The sequence below is a fragment of the Streptomyces sp. NPDC006925 genome, from assembly GCF_042869575.1.
GTDB lineage: Bacteria > Actinomycetota > Actinomycetes > Streptomycetales > Streptomycetaceae > Streptomyces.
Map to the genome: position 1 here is coordinate 56768 of NZ_JBIAGB010000019.1, position 19797 is coordinate 76564.

Sequence of the window (19797 nt, forward strand, 5' to 3'; positions counted from 1 at the left end):
CCTTGCCGAGGGAAGAGCCATCGCGCCGACAGTCCGCCGGGGGCCGCCAGTTCGGCGCAGAACCGCTCCTGGGGCCGCGCCGGAGCGCCCGGACAGTGGAGGCGGAAACACGAACGCCCCGTCAGCACGGACCGGAGAACCGGGCCGCCCGCTCGACACGGACGGACGGGAAGAGAGGAGAGCGAGGAGCCAACGGCCGCAGCGGGCCGCTTCAGTGCGGGGCGGCCAGCTCCGCCCACACGGTCTTGCCGGAGCCCTCGGGATTGCGGACGACACCCCAGTCCAGGCACAGCCGCTGGACGATGAACATCCCGTGCCCGCCGGGCCGTCCGGCGCGATGCGGGGTGCGCGGGGACGGGGAGCCGCTGCCCGGGTCGACGATCTCCAGGCGCAGCACCTTCGCGTTGGCGCCCACCCGCAGCTCTTCGGGACCGTCGGCGTGCAGGCACGCGTTGGTGACCAACTCCGAGACGACGAGCAGGACATCCTCGGCGGCCGCGCGCTGGTCCGCGGTGGCGGCGGGCAGCCAGCCCCAGTCCTGGAGGGCCCGGCGGGTGAAGTCCCGGGCGCGCGGCACGGCTCCGCTGGCGCCGACCAGCCGCAGCCTGCGGACCTGCCGCATCGGCTGCCCTGCCCGGCGTGCGGCCCCTGCCGCGGCCGAGGCCGTGCTCTCCGCAGCGGTCCCCATGGCGCCACTCCCCCCTTCGGGTTCGGGTGCGGACGTGCCGGCGGCCCCGGAGCCCGAGACCCCCTGGAGCTGCTCACGCCCCGTGTCCGTACCGGTACGCACCCGTGCGTCAGCACTCCCGGCGGCACCGCACCCCGGGCCCGCGGTCGCCGGAGTGCCCTCGGGCTCCGGACCGCGGTCGCCCGCCGGTTGCGGCCGGGTGGTGCTCATCAGTGGTTCACCTCACCGATCACCGGTTGCGTTTCGCCGTCCCGCGCCACCCCGCAGCAGTGCGGAGCCGTGACGCGCTGTACACGAATGTCTGACAGATTCGATGGACTCCTGCCCGGACGCACCGTGAGAACACTTACGGATTCGGCCGGACCTGTGTGATGCGCGTAACGCCCTGATTACGACTCGGGCTGCTGTTCCGTTCCCGAGGGGGTCCGGAGCGCGGATTCGAGGGTCTCGTGCACGGTGAAGACGGCGCTGGCGCCGGTGATCTCGAAGACGCGCGCCACTACGGGGAGCATCCCCGCCAGGTGGACGCCGCCGTCGGCCTCCTCCGCCTTCAGGCGGGCGGCGAGCAGTACGTTCAATCCTGTCGAGTCACAGAACTCGAGCCGCGAGCAGTCCACGACGAGGCGGTTGTAGCCCTCCTCGACACTCCGCTCCAGCGGCTCGCGCAGCAGCTCGGCGGTGTGGTGATCGAGCTCACCTTCAGGGGTCACCACGGCACTGATCCCCTCGTGCCGCACCTCGACCGTCAGCCGACCCTGGCTCGTGCTGCCGGGCATCCCGCGGTCCATGCACACCCCTTCTGATCCATGTGAGGGCCTTCACTGCTTCCCCCGTCGAGCGGTTCGCAACCCTACGCCTTCGACGGCCCTACCGGTAGCCGAACATCGGACAGATTGGTCACAGATGGACATAAGGAGCTTGCCCTCGCTGTGCAGGAACAGGTAGGTCTAGTAGGGATACCGAAACAACGTCGGCACTGGAGGCGCCGCACCCCGTAGTGCACGTCACGGCTTCGGCAGCCATATGCCGAGAAACCATGGAGGACAGCCATGTCACCCCGGCTCGACAATGGGATATCCGACCCCGCGCACGCGCAGGTCGAGGCCCTTCCCGCCGTTCCGGAGCAGCGCAGCGCGGACCGGCTGCCGGATTCCCGGTCCCTGGCCCCCGAAACCCTCGGCGACCCGGCGAGCGCCGAGCAGATCGCGGAGGCGGTGGAAGCCGACCTCTTCGACCAGCTCCAGCTCCCCGAGATCCCACCCTATGACGAGGTCGGTCCGCTGGACGCGCGGGCCCTGTCCAAGACGCTGTTCGAGCGGCTGGAGAACCTCGACGAGGGCACCCACGAGTACGCGTACGTCCGCAACACGCTGGTCGAGCTCAACCTCGCCCTGGTGAAGTTCGCGGCCTCCCGGTTCCGCTCCCGCAGCGAGCCCATGGAGGACATCGTCCAGGTCGGCACCATCGGCCTCATCAAGGCGATCGACCGCTTCGAGCTGAACCGCGGCGTCGAGTTCCCCACCTTCGCGATGCCGACCATCGTCGGCGAGATCAAGCGCTTCTTCCGCGACACGTCCTGGTCGGTGCGGGTACCCCGGCGCCTCCAGGAGCTGCGGCTCGACCTGGCCAAGGCGGGCGACGAACTCGCCCAGAAGCTGGACCGGGCGCCGACCGCGGAGGAGTTGGCCAAGCGGCTGAACATCTCCAGCGAGGAAGTCATCGAGGGCATGGCGGCGAGCAACGCCTACACCGCCAGCTCGCTGGACGCGCAGCCCGAGGAGGACGACACCGAGGGCGCGCTGGCCGACCGGATCGGCTACGAGGACCACGGGCTCGAGGGCATCGAGTACGTCGAGTCGCTGAAGCCGCTGATCGCCGAACTCCCCCCGAGGGACCGCAGGATCCTCTCGCTGCGCTTCGTGGCGAACATGACCCAGTCGGAGATCGGTGAGGAGCTCGGCATCTCGCAGATGCACGTCTCCCGGCTGCTCTCCCGCACCCTGGGCAAGCTCCGCAAGGGGCTGATGGTCGAAGAGTGACGCGGGGTGCCGCCCCACGAGGTGCGGCCCGCTCCGTGTGCCGAGGGCCCGGCCGGACGACGCAGTCCGGCCGGGCCCTCGGCCTGTCCGGGGCGGCGCACCCGGGTCGGGGGCGGGGCTCCGGGGCCGGGGCGGCTCCGGGCCGGGGCAGGGACGTTCAGCCGGAGCGGGAACCACCGACCTGGTCCGGTGCCCGGCACTTCAGGCTCCGGAACGCCCGTTCAGCTCGCGGGGCCGGGGTGCAGCGCCTGGTCCAGGATGCGGGCGAGGGCCGTCAAGTCCGCCGCCGCCAGGCTGCGAAGGGCCGGGGGCGGGGTGTCGGTGATCCGCGCCATCTCGGCCGCCGCCTCGGCTCCCGGCCCGGTGACCTCGACCAGTTTGGAGCGGCGGTCGGCCGGATTCGGCTCCCGCGTGACCAGTCCGCGCTGGACCAGATAGTCGACGGAGAGCGTGGTGTACGGCGCGTCGGCGAACAGGGCAGCGGCCAGCGCGCTGAGCGTGAGCGGGCCCTCGTCCGCGACGTACCGCAGCGCCTTGGCGCGGAAGTAGCTCATCCCCAGCGCCTCGACGACCCGGGGGCGCACATCCGCGGTCTCCAGGACGAGGGTGCGCATGCCGCGCCAGACCCGGACGGCCTCCTGCTCGACGGCGTCGGCCTCCGGCGCGCCCGCGCCCTCGACCGCGGACGGTCCCGACCCGGACCCGGGCCCGATACTCTCCGGTCCGCCGTGTGCGGACTCCGTGCTGTTCATCCCGCTGCCTCGCTGCTCGTACGCCCCGCGGCCGGACGCCGCGCCGCCTCGTCGCCCCCGTCTCCCCCGTCCAGCAGATGGGCCGCGCGGCGTGCCGTCTCCCGGGCCCGGTGGCCGGTGGAGAGGATACCGAGCGCGAGCACGGCCAGTCCGCAGGCGGAGACGATCCACCAGGCGGCCCGCTCGGTCGCCTGGAACCCGGCGGCCTGCTGGAGGCCGCCGCCCGCGCCGAAGCCGCCCGCCGCCATGACCGCGCCGATGACGGCCACGCCCAGGGACGAGCCGACCTGCCGGCTGGTCGAGGCGACCGCGGCGGCGACGCCCGCCTGCGCCCTGGGCATGCCCGAGACGGCGGTGTTGGTGATCGGCGCGTTGACCAGTCCGAAGCCGATACCGAAGAGCACGTACCCGGTGAAGAGCACTCCCAGCGGCAGGTCGGCCGAGACCGTGCAGGCCAGCAGTATCCCCGCGGCGGTCATCCCCGCGCCCGCAGCCACCAGCGGCAGCCGCGGGCCGCGGGAGCCCACCAGACGGCCGGAGAGCGGCGCGCAGACCAGCGTCATCAGCGCCATCGGCAGCATGCACAGCCCGGCACGCAGCGCGCTCATGTGGCGGATCTCCTGCAGGTAGAGCGACGTGACGAAGAGGAAACCGCCCAGCGCCGCGAACGCGCACACCGCCGTCGCGACCGCGCCCGTGAACGGCAGGCTGCGGAAGAAACGCGGGTCGACGAGGGGTTCGGCGCGGCGCGACTCGTAGGCCACCAGCCCGGCCAGGGCGCCGAGCGCGGCGGCCAGGCAGCCGAGTACCAGCGGCGAGCCGAAGCCGTGCTGCGGGCTCTCGATGATGCCGTAGGTGAGGGTGCCGAGCAGGACGATCACCAGGAGCTGGCCCACCGGGTCGGCCCTGCGGGCCCGGGGCGCGCGGGACTCGGGGATGTACAGGGTGGTCAGCAGCCACGCGGCCAGGCCGACCGGCACGTTCACCCAGAAGATCGCCTGCCAGCCGCTGACGTCGACCAGCAGCCCGCCGAGCAGGGGTCCGGCAGCCATGCTGATGCCGACGACCCCGCCCCACACGCCGATCGCGCGGGCCCGCTCGCGGGGTTCGGTGAAGGTGTTGGTGATGATCGACATCGCGACGGGGTTGAGCATCGAGCCGCCCACCGCCTGCAGGGCTCGGGCCGCCACCAGCCAGCCGAGCCCCGGCGCCAGGCTGCACAGCAGCGAGCCCAGGACGAACAGCAGCAGCCCCCAGCGGAAGACCCGCCGACGGCCCAGCCGGTCCGCCGTCGAGCCGGACAGCATCAGCAGCGCGGCCAGTACGAGGGTGTAGCCGTCGACCACCCATTGCAGGCCCGACACCGAGGCGCCCAGGTCGGCGCGGATGTCGGGCAGCGCCACATTGAGCGCCGTCGTGTCGAGGCTGACGATCAGCAGCGACATGCAGCAGATCGCCAGCACGAGCTGTCGGCGGCGCGGCGGGAGTCCGGCGTCGGACACAGCAGCCCCCATCGCTTACACGAGTACAACAGTTGTGACTGTACAACCACCTCCTGTCCGCCGACCACCGTGCCCGTCGCCGGGTGCGGGCTGCCGGCACCCCGCCGCCGACGCCGCGGCGCGAGAACAGCACCGGGCCCGGCGCACGCACACACGTGCGCCGGGCCCGGGCCGGACGGTTCTTCCGGATGTCGCCGACGTGCGGAAGCCGGGAGCTTCAGGCGCGGCGCGCGGGCCACGCACCCCCGGATGCCGCGGTCTCCCCTATCCGCGCGAACGGGAACGCTGCCGCGGCGCGTTGTTGCTGCGCTGGGCGGCGCGGGCCCTCTCCTGGTAGTTCGAGTCCACCGGCTGCGAACTCGTCGACTGACCGGCGGGGAGGTTCTGGTTGACGTGCTGCGCCAGGTCCGAGTCGGCCCGGTTCGCCTCCGGCAGGCTGTAGAGGTTCTCCCGCCGCTCCTGCATACGCTGCGCGTTCATCTCCTGGTGGGCACCGTGGGTCGCTTCCGCCGCGCTGCCCGCGAAGCTGAGGCTCGTGGCCACCCGGTTCGACACGTCGGAGAGGCCCGGGTGCGTATGCGCGGTGGCCGCACTCACCACGTTGCCGGTCGCGGAGAGGAGCTGGGCCGCGTCGGCCGCCCCCTGGAACCGGTCGAACGGCCTGGTCCCGCCGGAGGTCATCGTCTGGCTGACGTTGTTGTACATGGAGTACGCGGCTTCCGCGCCACCCGCGACACCCGACGTGATGTTCGCCCACTTGCTGACCGTCGGGTCGTTCCCCGAGGCCATCTTCGCGATTCCCGTCGCGGTCGGGAGAGCCGCCTTGTAGCCGGCCTTCCCGAGGGACTTGCCGTGGGTCTTCAGGACATCCAGCATGCCCTTCGCCTTGCTCGAGACCCAATCGGAAGAGGACTTGCTGAAGCGCTGCAGCACGCCCTGGTTCTGGACGTAGTAATCCCCCCGCTCCGCGTCGTACAAGGCCCGCCTGGCCCCCTCGGGGGGCTCGGGAGCAGTGGACGGTACGTCCTCCTGCGAGGCCGACACGTACCGGCCGCGCTTGTCCTGCCGTACAGCGCTGTACGCGCTGGCGAACGACTCGTCACTCCCCTGGGAACCCGGCGAACCGGTCCGCATGGTGCTCATCTGCTGGGAGAGGTCGTCCATCTCCATCGCGCTGCTCGACTCGGCCGCAGGAGCCGCGGGCGCCTTGCCCTTGGTCTCGTGGAATGCCCTTACGACCGTGTTCGAAGCGTAGTCCTTCCACCCCTTTTCCTTCGAATGGCGCGCGACCTGGTCTTGCTCGTTGAGGACGTAAAACTTCTTCGCATTCGTGTCGTAGAGGCCGTCCACGGCCCCGACGGGTGGCTGCGGGGCGCCTTTCGGGACCCGAACGTTCGGGTCCTCGCGAAATGTCTTGTCGTCCCGGATCTTCACCGGTCGGTAATGTTGTTCCCATCCTGCCATTTCGCTCTCCCCTTCACGTGGAGGAAGGCTCCTCAGAAAGCCCGGTCGTGAGGCTGGGCCGGCAACGCCGAACGGATGCAGACCACTCGACGAACACAACGTCAAGCCCGGAACTCCGGTTCAATGACGACACTTCCGACAGGTCACTCCGCGGAGCCGCCGGCCCGCGGCCGCCTCGCCGCCCCTCCCGCCGGTGATCCACCGCGAGCGGCCCTAGGGACGATCCCCGCCACATACCCCGACCCGGCTCCGGCACGGAGGCAGGGCACCGTCAGGGAGCACGTCCTCCACGGCGGTGATCCGCGGCCCGGCCCCCGGCGGAAGGATCTTCCACGTACCGGATCCCTTCCCCTGCGGAGTGCATCGTGCCCATACGTCTGCGGAACACCCTCCTCGCGGCACTCGTGGTCGCCGGACTCACCGGCCCGGCAGCGGCGCCCGCGCTCGCCCAACCGCACAGCGCACCGGCGGAGGTGACGCGACAGCAGGACGACAGCCCCGACACCGCCGCGTTGGACAAGGCGCTGCGCGGGGTACCGGACGAGACGACCACCGCGGCCCTCGCGCGGGTCGGCGGGAAGGGAAGCTGGCACGGCAGCTCCGGCGTACGGGACCTGCGCACCGGCCGGAAGGCGCTGGAGCACGGGCGGTTCCGGGCCGGGTCCACCACCAAGGTGGTGACCGCGGCGCTGGTGCTGAAGCTCGCCTCGCAGGGCCGCATCGACCTCGACGGCACCGTGCAGCACTACCTTCCCGGGCTGCTGACCGACGCGTTCCAGCCCGTCACCGTACGGCAGTTGCTCACCTTCACCAGCGGACTCAAGCCGGGCGACGGCCTCGGCCCGGTCTCGGGAGAGGGGTACGAGAACCGCTTCAAGACCCTCACCCCCGAGCAGGTCGTCGCCTCGTCGGTCGCCAAGGGGCCCTACCGGGGTGACGGCGAGGGGCCCGGGAAGAAGCAGCGGTACGCCAACATCGACTACACCGTCCTGGGCCTGCTCGTCGAGAAGGTCACCCGCGACTCCTACGCGCACCAGGCGTGGCTGCACGTACTGCGCCCGGCCGGGATGCGGCACACGTCCTTCCCGCGCGGCGCCGACCCGCGGATCCACGGCCCGCACAACCGCGGCTACCAGCGGCTGGACGACGGCCGCCTGGTCGACGCCACCGAGTGGAACATGTCCGACCGCTGGGCGGCCGGCGACATGATCTCCACCACGGCCGATCTGGAGCGCCTCCTGTTCGCCCTCTTCCGCGGCGAGATCGTGCCCCAGCCGCTGCTGGAGCGGGAGATGTTCACCGTGCCGGACATCGACGGCGCCACCATGAGCGCCGGACTCCAGCGGTACGACGCGGGCGGCGGCCTGGTGCTGTGGGGCAAGAGCGGGGCCCGACCCGGCTACAACACGCTGCTGGTCGGCACCCGCGACCTGTCCCGGACCCTCGTCTACAGCCTCGACTCGACCGACGCCAAGGGGCCTACGATGAACCCGGTCGGGGAGCGGCTGCTCGCCGCCGCGTTCGGTCCCTCAGCGGTTCCCCCGTCGGCGGCGGCGCGCCGGTCGCACTGAGGGCCGGCTCTCCACCACCGAGGCCACCGCGCGGGCGTAGTCGGCCAGGGTGCGAGGAGCCGTCCAGCCCTGGCGGCGGGCCCGGGTGACGTCGAGCACGACGCTGTGCGCGAGTTGGTCGACGGCGTACCGGGTCAGCGGGGGATCGGTCCCCGGGCGCAGCCGCCAGAGGTGTTCGGCGGCGGCACCCGCCGTCCGGGCGAGCGGCACCGGGAGGTGCCCGACCCGGGCGTGCACCCCGTGCGCCGCCAGCACCGTGCGCACCGCCTCGTCCCGGCGGTAGGGCACGGGGTCGGCGATGTTGTAGGCGCCGGGCGGCCATCCGCCGTCCGCCGCGGCCAGGCAGGCGTCGGCGAGGTTCTCCACCGCGGTCAGGCTGAGCCGGACGTCGCGCCCCGGGAGCAGCAGCAGTCCGCGCCGCACCCGGCCCAGCAGCCGCGGCACCAAGTGCGGGTCGCCGACGCCGTAGACCGCGCGGGGCCGCAGCACCACGGCTCCGGCGGCCAGTGCCAGGGCCTCGCCCGCGGCCTTGGTCCGGCCGTAGGCGTTCAGTTGCGCGCCGACCGGATGCTCCTCGCGGATCCGGGCCCGCCCGGGGCCCGGCGCGTACACGCTGGCGCTGCTGACCCACACCACCGGCCGCCCCTCCGCCGCCTCCAGCAGCCGGGCCGTTCCGGTGACGTTCACCGCCCGCATCGCCGCCTCGGCCGCCGAGCCCGCGGCCGGATCCCCCACGGCCGCCGCACAGTGCACCACCACGTCGGCCCCGCCCAGGTCCGGCACCTCGCCGGAGGCGGCGTCCCAGCGCAGGTGGCGGCCGACCGGGCCGGGCCGCCGCCCCACGCACCGCACCTCGGCTCCCTGTCCGGCGGCGGCACGTGCGACGTAGGAGCCGCAGAAGCCGCTCGCGCCGGTGACGGCGACCGTGGTCATGGTGCCTCCCCGTTCCGGTCGCTCCGGTCGCTCCGGTCGCTCCCACGGTGCTCGCCGTGGCCGCCGTACTCGCCGTTCCGGTGGCTGCTTCCCTCCTCGTTCCGGTGCATGCGCCGCGGTACCACGGGTGTAGGGCCCGGCCGGACGGTGAGCGTGCGCCAGGCGGGCAGGGCCGCGCGGCGGTCGGGGCGGGCGCGGACGACGACGGGCCGGTAGGGGGCGAGCGCGGCCAGCAGGTCGGCGAGCTGCGTGCGCGCGAGCCGGGCACCGGGGCAGGTGTGCGGCCCCGCGCCGAAGACGAGCCGGGCGACGGCGGCGGGTACCGGTGCGGGGCAGCCCGGCGCGTCGCGATGGGCGCCGACCGCGTGCCGCGCGACCAGCACCAGCCGGTCGCCGCCCCGCACCGGGCGGCCGTCCAGCGATCCGGGCGCGGCGGCCCGGCGGGGCAGTACCGGCGAGGGGGCCGTCACCCGCAGCAGTTCGTCGACCAGGGTTTCGCGGGCCGCGGGGTCGGCGGCCTGCTCCCACAGTCCGGCGTCCGCGCACCAGGCCACGGCCCGGGGCAGCGCCGCCGCGGTGGTGGCGACCGCGGCGACCGCCACCACGGCCCGCAGCGCCGCACCGGTGCCGTCCGGTGCTCCTGTGCCGTCCGGTGCTCCTGTGCCGGCACCACCCGCGACGCCCCCGGCCCGGTCCCGCAGCAGCTCCTCCAGCCGGGCCGTGGCGCGGGCGGCCGCAAGCGATGTGCCGGGGCGGCGCGGTCCTGGCAGATGGTCGCGGACGGCGGCCGACGCGGCGTCGGCCGCGGCCCGTGCGACGGCGTCCGGTTCGGCGGCGGTGCCCAGCAGGGCGCAGACCGTGGCGCCCGCCATCTCCCGGGCGAGGGCGGCCGTCTCCACCTCGTGGCCGTCCGCCAGCGGGGCGAGACGGCGGGCGAGGATCTCCTGCCACACCGGGCGCAGCCGCTCCGTACCCGCCGTGCCGAGCTCCTCGGCGAGGTCCCGGCGGGAGCCGCGGTGGCCGCTGCCCTCCTGGTCGAACAGAGCGCCGCCGCCGGAGAGTTCGCGGGCGGCGCCGCCCGTGGTCCCGGCTGCCGTACGGTCCAGCGGCAGCCGGGTGAGGGCTTGCCGGTAGGCGTCCGTGCCGTGGACCAGCACGGTGCGGCCCAGCCGAACCACCGGGCCGCGGCGGGTGGCTGCCAGGAGGGCGAAGAGCACCGGGTGGCTGCGGGTGTAGACGCGGCGGTCCCGACGGCGGGCCGCCCGCGGGCCGGGCGGCCGGGCCCGCGGTGTCGAAGCTCCCGGTGCCGCGGCCCGCAGGGCCCGTTCCCACAGACCTGGGACCTGCGGCACGCGGCTCCGCACCCTCCGGCCCCACTGCGCCCGGGCCCGCACCTCCCTGCCCATCATCGGCCCGCCGTGACCCGGCCCGCCGTCTCCCGGCGGCGTCCCGCGGCCAGCAGCGCGGTCGCGGCGCGGTCGGGCTTGCGGGAGCGGCCGGACAGCGGGATGTCGGCGAGCAGCACCGCGTCCGGACGGGCCGTGCCCATGCGCCGCAGCGGCCCCTCCAAGGCACCGCGCAGCCGCCGCCGGTCGGTGCCGGGGCTGGGCTGGACGACGGCGACGAGCTGCTCGTCGCCGTCCGGCGCCGGGACGCCGACCAGCAGCGCGAGGTCGACGCCGGGCACGTGCAGCGCGGGCTCGTACAGCCCCGGGTAGATGTTCTCCGCGCGGCGCAGCACCATGTCCTTCATCCGCCCTTCGAGTACGAGCCGGTCCCGGGCGTCCAGGTGGGCGCGGTCGCCGGTGGCGATCCACGGGTCGGGCTCCTCGCCGAGGCAGCGGTGGCGGGCGCCGGGGCCGGTGAGGAGGAGTTCGCCGCTGTCCGCGGTGCGCGCCTCGACGCCGGGCAGCGGCGCGCCCAGCAGGTCGCCCGGGCCCTCGTACGCGGCCTTGGCGGCCTCTTCGACGGCTGCGGCGGGGAAGAGCTCGGTCAACGCGTACACGCCCCACGCCTCGGCGGCACCGGCCTGCTTGACCCGGGTGAGGAGGGCCGCGCTCGCGGGCGCGGAGCCGGTCCACACCCGTCCCGTGAAGCGGGCACCGGCGGTGAGCGCGGCCCGCAGCCGGGGCGGCGTCAGATAGCTCGCCTGCGGCCGCAGCCGGTCGAGTTGCCGGGCCAGGACGCGCGGCGCGCGGGCGGGCAGCGCGACCGGGGCGCCGGCGGCCAGCGCGGGAACGAGGACGAAGAAGGTGCCGCCGAGCACGGGCCGCCCGGCCGCGGGCCGTACCAGGTCGCCGACCGTCGCCATCCCGGCGGCCAGTGAGGCACGGGAGTGGACGACGGCCCGGGGGCGGGAGGCGGTACCGGAGGTGAAGACGACGACGGCGTCCCCGTCGTGGTCCGCGCCCCGGGGGGCCGGGTGCGGGCCGGGCCGCAGCGCGGGGGCGCAGCCCGGCAGCCGGGGCCCCAGCGTCGCCACCGGGCCGCCGAGTCCGGCGAGGTCGGGGAGGGCGAGCCCGGCGCGGCGGGCCAGCGGGCGCGCCCACCCGGCGGCGGCCTGCGCCGCGGCGTCGGCGAGCACCAGGTCGGGCCGGGCCAGGGCGAGCCGGGCGCGCAGCACGTCGGGGCCCGCGCCGGGGTCGAGCACGGCGGCGCGCAGTCCGAGCCGCCAGGCGGCCAGCAGCACGGCCAGGGCGCGGGGTCCGGGCCGTACGGCGACGCCGAGGGTGTCGCCGGGCCGCAGTCCGCGGTGGTGGAGGGCGGACGCGTAGTGGTCGGCCAGGTCGGCCAGGTCGCCGCGGGTGGCCCGGACCCGGGTGCGGCCGGTGGGGCCGGCGCCCAGGGCGGCGGGCAGGTGCGGGTCGCGGCGCAGTGCGGCGTGCAGGGTGTCGAGCATCAGCGGGGGTCCTCTCCGTGCCGGCCCGGCCCCTTGTCGAGGTACCAGCGTGCGGTGGTCAGCAGTCCGTAGGCGTGCAGCCGCCGGGTGGAGTTGGCCACGACCATGCGGCGCTCCCGGACGACGGCTGCGGTGGTGCGGCGGACCCGGTTGAGGAAGAGCCGGTCGGTGGGCGAGGGGCGGCGCGGCATGCCGCCGGCGTCCTCGTAGAGCCGGGCGGTGAGAGCCATGTTGTTGCCCGCGTGCATCCGGTAGGGCACCAGGTAGCCGCGGCTGCGCCGGTGTGCGGGGCGCAGCCGTCCGAAGAGTGCCGCGAGGGCGACCAAGAGCCGGAAGGCGGCGCGGCCGACCGGTCCGTGCTCGTCCCTGCGGGCCGTGATGCGGCCGCAGACCAGTCCGGCTCCGGCGTCGAGCGCGGCGCGCGCGGCGGCGGTCCAGCCGGGCTGGGGCAGGCAGTCGGCGTCGGTGCGGGCGAGGAGCGCGGCGCCGTGCGCGATGGCGTACCGGAAGCCGGTGTCCACGGCGCAGCCGACGCCTTTCTGCGGCTCGGTGACGACGTGCACGGGGAACGGGGCCCGCCGGGCGAAGTCGCGGGCGAGGCCGGCGGTGCCGTCGGTGGAGGCGTTGTCGACGACCAGGAGGGTGAAGTCCCGGTCGTGCTGGGCCGCGAGCGCTGCCAGGGTGCCGGGCAGCCGCGCGGCCTCCTGGTGGGCGGGGACGACGACCCACAGCGCTCCGGCGGGCCGGGCCGCTGCCGTCGCCGCCCGGGCGGGCGGTGCGGGGACCGGGAAGGATCGGACGGGTGTCATGCCTTCTCCCAGACCATCGTCATGAGGCTGACGCCGCCGCCGAGGCCGACGAGCAGGACGCGGTCGCCGGGATCCAGCCGGTCGTGGATCAGGTCCAGTTGGACCCCCAGGGTGGCGCTGGCGAGGTTGCCGAGTTCGGGCACGGTCACCACCAGCCGGTCCCGGGGCACCCCGGTCAGCTCCACGAAGCGCTCCAGGTACGGCAGCGTCACCTGGTGGACGAGGATGTGCCGGAAGTCCTGCCACTCCAGTCCGGTGCGGTGCCACATCCGGTCCAGCACCGAGGTGCCGACCTTCTCGAACACGTCGCGCAGTTCGGCGCCGTCGCCGTGGAACCAGGTGTATTCGTCGCCGCGCGGATGGCGGGATCCGCCGCCGGGTATCCCGCCGACGTCCCAGTGCTCGGAGCGGGTCTCGGTGCCGATGTCGAGGATGCCGCCGCCGGGCACGGACTCCAGCACCACGGCCGCGCCGGCGTCGCCGAAGGTGTATCCGGCGAACACCTCCCGGAACCGGTCCAGGTCCGCGGGGGCGTGCTGCACGGCGCGGCTGGGGGTCTCCCCCGTGACGACCAGGGCGCGCTGCGCCCGGCCGGCCAGCAGCATGCCGCGGGCGAGGTCGATTCCGCCGACGAAGCTGTTGCAGGCGTTGGTGACGTCGAGCGCGTGGGCGCGGGAGCCCAGTGCGTGCTGCACGATGTGCGCGGTGGCGGGTTCGGCCACGTCGCGGGTGGCGGAGGCGAACAGGAGCAGGTCGATGTCCGGCGGGGCGAGCCCGGCCCGCTCCAGTGCCGTCCGGGCGGCGCGGACGGCCAGGGTGGAGGCGTATTCGCCGTCGGCGGCGACGCGGCGGGTCCGGACGCCGGTGGCCCGCTCGATCATCCGCGGCGGAATCGGCAGGCCGCTGCGCTCGACGACGGTCCGCCGGAGCTGCTCGGAGTCCACGATCCGCTCCGGCAGCGCCGAACCGACCCCCGTGATACCCACGCCCGTTGCCGCGGCGGGCCGGTCGGCGAAGGTGCTGTGTATCCCCATGCCCGGAAGGTTAGGAAGCGGGGGCGGGCGCGGGCATGAGTGCGGATACTCAGGTGCCCGCGCCGGTTGCCTACCGGTTCCCCCGCACGTGCACGCCGCGCCGCCAGACGTCGGAGACGAGGGGGACCCCCGGCCGGTAGGAGAGGTGCACGTGGGAGGGGGCGTCGAGCAGGGCGAGGTCGGCGCGGGCCCCGGGGGAGAGCCGTCCGACGTCGGTGCGGCGCAGGGCGCGGGCGCCGCCCGCCGTCGCCGACCAGAGGGCTTCGTCGGGCGTCATGTTCATCTCCCGCACCGCCACCGCGATGCAGAACGGCATCGAGGAGGTGTACGAGGAGCCGGGGTTGCAGTCGGTGGACAGCGCGACGGTGACGCCCACGTCCAGCAGCCGGCGCGCGTCCGGGTAGACGGCGCGGGTGGAGAACTCGCACCCCGGCAGCAGCGTGGCCACCGTGCTGCCCTGGGCGAGCGCGTCGATGTCCGCGCTGTTCAGGTGCGTGCAGTGGTCGGCGGAGGCCGCCTCCAGCTCGACGGCGAGCCGCACCCCGGGGCCGTGCGTCAGCTGGTTGGCGTGCACCCGGGGCACCAGCCCCTTGGCCCGGCCGGCGGTGAGGATGGCGCGCGACTGGTCCTCGTCGAAGGCGCCCTCCTCGCAGAAGACGTCCACCCAGCGCGCGTGGGGGGCGCACGCGTCGAGCATCTCCCCGGCCACGAGCGCGGTGTAGGCGTCGGGGTCGGCGGCGTACTCCGGCGGCACGATGTGGGCGCCGAGGTAGGTGACCTCCTCGACCCCGGCCTCGGCCGCCACCCGCAACGCACGGGCCTCGTGCTCGGCCGTCAGCCCGTATCCGGACTTCGTCTCGACGGTCGTCGTGCCCTGGGCGGCCATCTCCGCCAGATGCGCCTTCAGCGTGGCCGCCAGGGCCGCGTCGGATGCCTCGCGGGTCGCCTGCACGGTGGTGCGGATGCCGCCGGCGGTGTAGGGGCGGCCCGACATCCGGGCGTTGAACTCCTGGGTGCGGTCGCCCGCGTAGAGCAGGTGGGAGTGGCTGTCGACGAACCCGGGGACGGCGGCCCGGCCGCCCGCGTCCACGGTCTCGTCGGCGGCGGGGGCCTCGCGGCTGGGGCCCACCCAGGCGACGTGGCCGTCCTCGACGACCAGGGCCGCGTTCTCGATCAGCCCGAGCGGGCTTCCGTCGCCCTGTGCGGGGTCGTTGGTGACGAGGGTGGCGAGGTTGGTGAGGGAGAAGGTGGCAGGCGGTCGGCTCATGAGGGTCGGTCCTTGGTCGCGGGAGGCACAGGCACGGGTCGGGCCGCGGTGCGCGGCTGTCACGGGCGGAGGGCGGCTGTCACGGGCGGAGGGCGGCGACGGCCCGGGCGAGGGCTTCGGGGACGGCGTCCAGGAGGGTGTGCGCACCGTCCCGCACCACCTGCCGGCCGCCGACCACCGTGTGGCGCACGTCGGCGGAGGTGGCGGCGAACACGGTCGTCTCGGCGGCCAGTCGTGCCACCGGCCCGGCCGTGCGCACCGAGTCGAGCGCGACGGTGGTGAAGTCGGCCGGCGCCCCGGTCTCCAGGCGGCCCGCCTCCGGTCGGCCGAGGGCGGTGTGCCCGCCCGCGGTGGCGGCCCGCAGCAGTTGGCCCGCCGTCCAGTGGCCGCGGGTGCGGCTGGCGAGCCGCTCGTCGAGCTCCAGCGCGCGGGCCTCCTCGAACAGGTCGATCACGGCGTGGCTGTCGCTGCCCAGCGACAGCCCGCACCCGGCGCGTTCGAGGGCGGGTGCTGGTCCGATGCCGTCGGCGAGGTCGCGTTCGGTGGTCGGGCACATGCACACACCGGTGCGGGAGCCGCCGAGCAGGCGGATGTCCTCCGGCGTCAGATGAGTGGCGTGCACGGCCGTGGTCCGAGCGCCCAGCACCCCGTGCGCGTCGAGCAGCGCGGTCGGGGTGCGGCCGTGGGCGCCGCGGCACGCCTCGTTCTCCGCGACCTGCTCGGACAGGTGGACGTGCAGCGGCGCGTCCCGCTGCCGGGCCCACTCGGCGACGGTGTGCAGCTCCCCTGCGGGCACGGCACGCACGGAGTGCACCGCGGCACCGACCCGCGCGTGGTCGCCCTGCGGGGTGAAGGCGGCGGCGCGTTCGGCCCACGCCTCCGCGCTGCCGTCGCTGAAGCGCTGCTGCTGCCGGGTGGGCGGTTCGCCGCGGCCGTCCTTGCCGATTCCGGCGGCGAGATAGGCGGTGTCCAGCAGGGTGATGCGGATGCCCGCGTCGGCCGCGGCCGCGACCAGCGCGTGGCTCATGGCGTTGGGGTCGTCGTAGCGTGCGCCGCCCGGCGCGTGGTGCAGGTAGTGGAACTCGCCCACGCAGGTGATCCCGGCCAGCGCCATCTCGGCGTACACGGCGCGGGCCAGCGTGTAGTAGCTGTCCGGGGTGAGCAGCGCCGCCGTCCGGTACATGGTGTCGCGCCACGTCCAGAAGGTGCCGGAACCGACCTGGACGGTGCCGCGCAGGGCGCGGTGGAACGCGTGCGAGTGCGCGTTCGCCAGTCCGGGCAGGGTCAGTCCGCGCAGCACGACGGCTCCGGGCGGTGGCGCGGGGACGCCGGTGCGGACGGCCCCGAACCGGCCGTGCGCGGTCACCTCCAGGACGACATGCGGCTCCACGGTGCCGTTGAGCCAGGCGTTCTCGCACCAGTAGACCTTCGCGGCGGGCGCGCCGCCGGGGTCGGGGCCGGTCGCTCCGGGGTGCGGCCCGGCCGCCGCGGCCGGCGTCGCCGCGGTCCTGCGCGAGGCGGTCGCCCCGGCCTCGGTCTTCCGCGCGGCAGCGGGGCCCGTTCCGGTCGGTCCCGTCCCAGGCCGTCCCGTTCCGGTCGGTCCCGCCTCGGGCTGGCCCGCTCCAGCCGGCGCCCCTCCGGTCGGCGCCGTCCGCGTCCCGGTCGGTGCCGTTCGCATCCCGGTCGTCACATCAGACCTTCCAGTACGTCGGCGAGCGCGGTCACGCCCGCCGCACAGTCGTCCTCCTCCGCGAACTCGGCGGGCGAGTGCGAGACACCGGTCGGGTTGCGGACGTACAGCATGGCCGTGGGCACCGAAGCGGACAAAATACCCGCGTCGTGTCCGGCGCCGGTGGGCAGCACCGGCACCTCGCCGCCGAGCAGGGCGCGGACCCGGTCACGCAGCGCGTGGTCGAACTCGACCAGCGGCGTCGCGGACTCGCCGGTGACCTCGACGTGCACGCCGTCCCGCCCGCCCCGCTCCCCGGCGGCGCGTTCGATCTCGGCGACGACGCTCTCCAGGGTTCCCGCATCCGGGGCCCGCGCGTCGAGCCAGCCGCTGACCTGGGACGGGATGGCGTTCACTCCGTTCGGCTGCACGTCCACCCGGCCGAAGGTGGCCAGCGCGCCCGCAAGCCGCGCCTTCTTGCGGGCCGCCAGGACGGTGTTGGCGTAGGTGAGCATCGGGTCGCGGCGGTCCTCCAGCCGGGTGGTGCCCGCGTGGTTGGCCTCGCCCCGGAAGTCGAACCGCCAGCGGCCGTGCGGCCAGATCGCCGAGGCGACGGCCACCGGGTGCGCGGTTTCGGCCAGCGCCCGACCCTGCTCGATGTGCAGTTCGACGAACGCGCCGATCCGCGCGAGGCGCTCGGGGTCGGGGCCGAGCGTCCCGGGGTCCTGCCCGGCGGCCTCCATGGCCTGCGCGAGCGTCACCCCCTCGGCGTCCCGCAGCGCGTGGGCGTCCTGCCGGGTCAGCGCACCGCTCGCCAGGCGGGAGCCCACGCAGGCCAGTCCGAAGCGGGCCCCCTCCTCGTCGGCGAAGTTGACGATGGCCAGCGGGCGGGTGAAGGCGGTGCCCCGGGCGCGGAGCTCGTCGTGTGCGGCGAGGGCCGACAGCACACCCAGCGGGCCGTCGAAGGCGCCGCCGTCGGGGACGGAGTCCAGGTGCGACCCGGTCACCACCGCGTCGCCCGCGGAGCCTTCGGCGGCGGGCCCCGCGGCGGCCCCGTCGGCCCCCTCGGTGTCAGGCCCGGCCCAGGCCCACTGGTTGCCGTTCCGGTCGACCTCGTAGGCCAGCCCCCGGACCGCCGCCTGCTCCCGGAACCACTCCCGGCACTCCAGGTCGGGCCCCGTCCACGCGAAGCGGCGGTACCCGCCCGCCGCGGACCGCCCCAGCGGCAGCAGCTCCCGCCACATCTGCCGGAACGAGGGCGGCGGGCCGCCCTTCCCCGCCGGGTGCGGCACCGGACCCGGCGCGTCCCCTGCGGCTCCCACGGTCCCGGCGGCCTCCTCGTGGTCCCCCATCAGGCGTCCCCCTCGCGCATCGGGATGCGGACGCCGCGGTCCTCGGCGACGGCCTCCGCCTCCGGGTACCCGGCGTCGACGTGCCGGATCACGCCCGTGCCCGGGTCGTTGGTCAGCACCCGGCGCAGCTTCTCGCCCGCGAGCGCGGTGCCGTCGGCGACGGTGACCTGGCCGGCGTGCAGCGAGCGGCCCATGCCGACCCCGCCTCCGTGGTGCAGGGAGACCCAGGTGGCGCCGGAGGCGACATTGAGCATGGCGTTGAGCATGGGCCAGTCGGCGATGGCGTCGGAGCCGTCGCGCATGGCCTCGGTCTCGCGGTAGGGCGAGGCCACCGAGCCGCAGTCCAGGTGGTCGCGGCCGAGCACGAGCGGCGCCGCCAGTTCCCCGCCGGCGACCATGTCGTTGAAGCGCTCACCGGCCGCGGCCCGCTCGCCGTAGCCGAGCCAGCAGATCCGCGCCGGGAGCCCCTGGTAGTGCACGCGTTCACCGGCGAGCTTCAGCCAGCGGGCGAGCGAGGCGTTCTCCGGGAAGAGATCGAGCAGGGCCCGGTCGGTGGCGGCGATGTCGGCGGGGTCGCCGGAGAGGGCGGCCCAGCGGAAGGGGCCCTTGCCCTCGCAGAAGAGGGGCCGGATGTAGGCGGGGACGAAGCCGGGGAAGTCGAACGCGCGCGCGTACCCGGCAAGCCGGGCCTCGCCGCGCAGGGAGTTGCCGTAGTCGAAGACCTCGGCGCCCGCGTCCTGGAAGCCGACCATCGCCGCCACGTGCGCGGCCATCGACTCGCGTGCCCGGAGGGTGAAGTCGGCGGGCTTCTCGGCGGCGTAGGCGGCCATGTCGGCGAAGTCGACACCGGCGGGCAGATAGGCGAGCGGGTCGTGCGCGGAGGTCTGGTCGGTGACGATGTCGATCGGAGCGCCGTCGGCGAGCATCCGGGGCAGCACCTCGGCGGCGTTGCCGAGCAGGCCGATGGAGAGCGGCCGGCGCGCGTCCCGGGCCTCGACGGCGAGCCGCAGCGCGTCCGCGGCGTTCTCGGCGCGGACGTCGAGGTAGCCGTGTTCGATACGGCGGGCGATCCGCGAGGGGTCGCACTCGACCACCACCGCGACACCGTCGTTCATGGTGACGGCGAGCGGCTGGGCACCGCCCATCCCGCCCAGCCCGGCGGTCAGGGTGATGGTTCCCGCGAGGGTGCCGCCGAACTTCTTCGCCGCGACCGCCGCGAACGTCTCGTAGGTGCCCTGGAGGATGCCCTGGGTGCCGATGTAGATCCACGAACCGGCGGTCATCTGGCCGTACATGGTCAGACCGAGCTGTTCCAGTCGCCGGAACTCCTCCCAGTTGGCCCAGTCGCCGACCAGGTTGGAGTTGGCGATCAGCACGCGCGGGGCCCACTCGTGGGTGGTCATCACCCCGACGGGGCGCCCGGACTGGACGAGCATCGTCTCGTCGCCGCGGAGGGTGCGCAGGGTGCGGAGCATCGCGTCGAAGGACGTCCAGTCGCGGGCGGCCTTGCCGGTGCCGCCATAGACGACGAGTTCGTCGGGGTGTTCGGCGACCTCGGGGTCGAGGTTGTTCTGCAGCATCCGCAGCGCGGCCTCCTGCTGCCATCCGAGCGCGCTCAGCTCGCTGCCGCGCGGTGCCCTGACCGGGCGCGGTCCTGCGGTGCTGGTCATGTGGCCCTGCCTCCTCGACTCGCGGCGTACGCGCGCGCCGGGTGTGCCACGCACTCCGGGGGGCGTACGCGCACTCAGTGGTCGCGTATCAAATCTATTCACCAACGATACGCATTGAATAGTTCTAGTCAACGGGTCCATCCGGCCA

General features: G+C 74.7%; 16 protein-coding genes. 2 read left to right on the plus strand and 14 right to left on the minus strand.

Going from position 1 to position 19797, the window contains the following annotated elements; translation table 11 throughout:
* Positions 1-211 precede the first annotated feature (211 nt).
* Positions 212-898 (minus strand): ATP-binding protein, encoded by a 687-nt coding sequence (locus ACFYNS_RS23305; protein WP_388604882.1) that lies wholly within the window; start codon positions 896-898, stop codon positions 212-214.
* Between the two features lie 179 nt (positions 899-1077).
* Positions 1078-1476, minus strand: coding sequence for an STAS domain-containing protein (locus tag ACFYNS_RS23310; RefSeq protein ID WP_360301466.1), 399 nt, complete (start codon positions 1474-1476; stop codon positions 1078-1080).
* Positions 1477-1737: 261 nt separating this feature from the next.
* Between ACFYNS_RS23310 and ACFYNS_RS23315 the strand changes: the two genes are divergently transcribed.
* Positions 1738-2727 (plus strand): RNA polymerase sigma factor SigF, encoded by a 990-nt coding sequence (locus tag ACFYNS_RS23315; RefSeq protein WP_360301464.1) that lies wholly within the window; start codon positions 1738-1740, stop codon positions 2725-2727.
* Positions 2728-2948: 221 nt separating this feature from the next.
* Here ACFYNS_RS23315 and ACFYNS_RS23320 read toward each other — a convergent pair whose 3' ends face one another.
* From ACFYNS_RS23320 to ACFYNS_RS23330, 3 genes are all read right to left on the minus strand, one after another.
* A complete protein-coding gene (locus ACFYNS_RS23320) occupies positions 2949-3479 on the minus strand; it encodes a MarR family winged helix-turn-helix transcriptional regulator (RefSeq protein WP_388604885.1) in 531 nt (176 codons plus the stop codon).
* On the minus strand, positions 3476-4924 hold the full coding sequence (locus ACFYNS_RS23325) for an MFS transporter (RefSeq protein WP_388604949.1): 1449 nt from the start codon (positions 4922-4924) through the stop codon (positions 3476-3478). The genes ACFYNS_RS23320 and ACFYNS_RS23325 overlap by 4 nt, the downstream gene beginning before the upstream one ends.
* 321 nt (positions 4925-5245) lie before the next feature.
* Complete coding sequence (locus tag ACFYNS_RS23330; protein ID WP_388604887.1) at positions 5246-6445, minus strand: hypothetical protein; 1200 nt, start codon at positions 6443-6445, stop codon at positions 5246-5248.
* Between the two features lie 365 nt (positions 6446-6810).
* Here ACFYNS_RS23330 and ACFYNS_RS23335 point away from each other — a divergent pair, with 365 nt between their 5' ends.
* Entirely contained in the window at positions 6811-8016 is a 1206-nt protein-coding gene (locus tag ACFYNS_RS23335) for a serine hydrolase domain-containing protein (RefSeq protein WP_388604889.1), read from the plus strand.
* Here the strand turns inward: ACFYNS_RS23335 and ACFYNS_RS23340 are convergent.
* From ACFYNS_RS23340 to hutU, 9 genes are all read right to left on the minus strand, one after another.
* Positions 7975-8949 (minus strand): NAD-dependent epimerase/dehydratase family protein, encoded by a 975-nt coding sequence (locus ACFYNS_RS23340; protein ID WP_388604891.1) that lies wholly within the window; start codon positions 8947-8949, stop codon positions 7975-7977. The two genes, ACFYNS_RS23335 and ACFYNS_RS23340, sit on opposite strands and share 42 nt — an antisense overlap.
* Positions 8946-10301 carry a cytochrome P450 gene (locus ACFYNS_RS23345; protein ID WP_388604893.1) on the minus strand — a complete coding sequence of 452 codons (1356 nt, stop codon included), beginning with the start codon at positions 10299-10301 and terminating at the stop codon, positions 8946-8948. Before ACFYNS_RS23345 ends, ACFYNS_RS23340 begins: the two co-directional genes overlap by 4 nt.
* Positions 10302-10354: 53 nt before the next feature.
* A complete protein-coding gene (locus ACFYNS_RS23350; RefSeq protein WP_388604895.1) occupies positions 10355-11848 on the minus strand; it encodes a class I adenylate-forming enzyme family protein in 1494 nt (497 codons plus the stop codon).
* Complete coding sequence (locus ACFYNS_RS23355) at positions 11848-12657, minus strand: glycosyltransferase (RefSeq protein WP_388604897.1); 810 nt, start codon at positions 12655-12657, stop codon at positions 11848-11850. The genes ACFYNS_RS23350 and ACFYNS_RS23355 overlap by 1 nt, the downstream gene beginning before the upstream one ends.
* The gene (locus ACFYNS_RS23360) at positions 12654-13691 is read right to left on the minus strand and encodes a 3-oxoacyl-ACP synthase III family protein (RefSeq protein ID WP_388604899.1); all 1038 of its coding nucleotides are present in this window, start codon (positions 13689-13691) and stop codon (positions 12654-12656) included. Before ACFYNS_RS23360 ends, ACFYNS_RS23355 begins: the two co-directional genes overlap by 4 nt.
* A gap of 70 nt (positions 13692-13761) precedes the next feature.
* Positions 13762-14958: an imidazolonepropionase gene (hutI, locus tag ACFYNS_RS23365; RefSeq protein WP_360301316.1), complete on the minus strand. Its 1197-nt coding sequence runs from the start codon at positions 14956-14958 to the stop codon at positions 13762-13764.
* Between the two features lie 79 nt (positions 14959-15037).
* Complete coding sequence (locus ACFYNS_RS23370) at positions 15038-16636, minus strand: formimidoylglutamate deiminase (RefSeq protein ID WP_388604901.1); 1599 nt, start codon at positions 16634-16636, stop codon at positions 15038-15040.
* 8 nt (positions 16637-16644) lie between these two features.
* Positions 16645-17979, minus strand: a complete 1335-nt coding sequence (locus ACFYNS_RS23375; RefSeq protein ID WP_388604903.1) for an allantoate amidohydrolase — start codon at positions 17977-17979, stop codon at positions 16645-16647.
* Positions 17979-19649: a urocanate hydratase gene (hutU, locus tag ACFYNS_RS23380; protein ID WP_360301321.1), complete on the minus strand. Its 1671-nt coding sequence runs from the start codon at positions 19647-19649 to the stop codon at positions 17979-17981. Before hutU ends, ACFYNS_RS23375 begins: the two co-directional genes overlap by 1 nt.
* Positions 19650-19797: the final 148 nt, after the last annotated feature.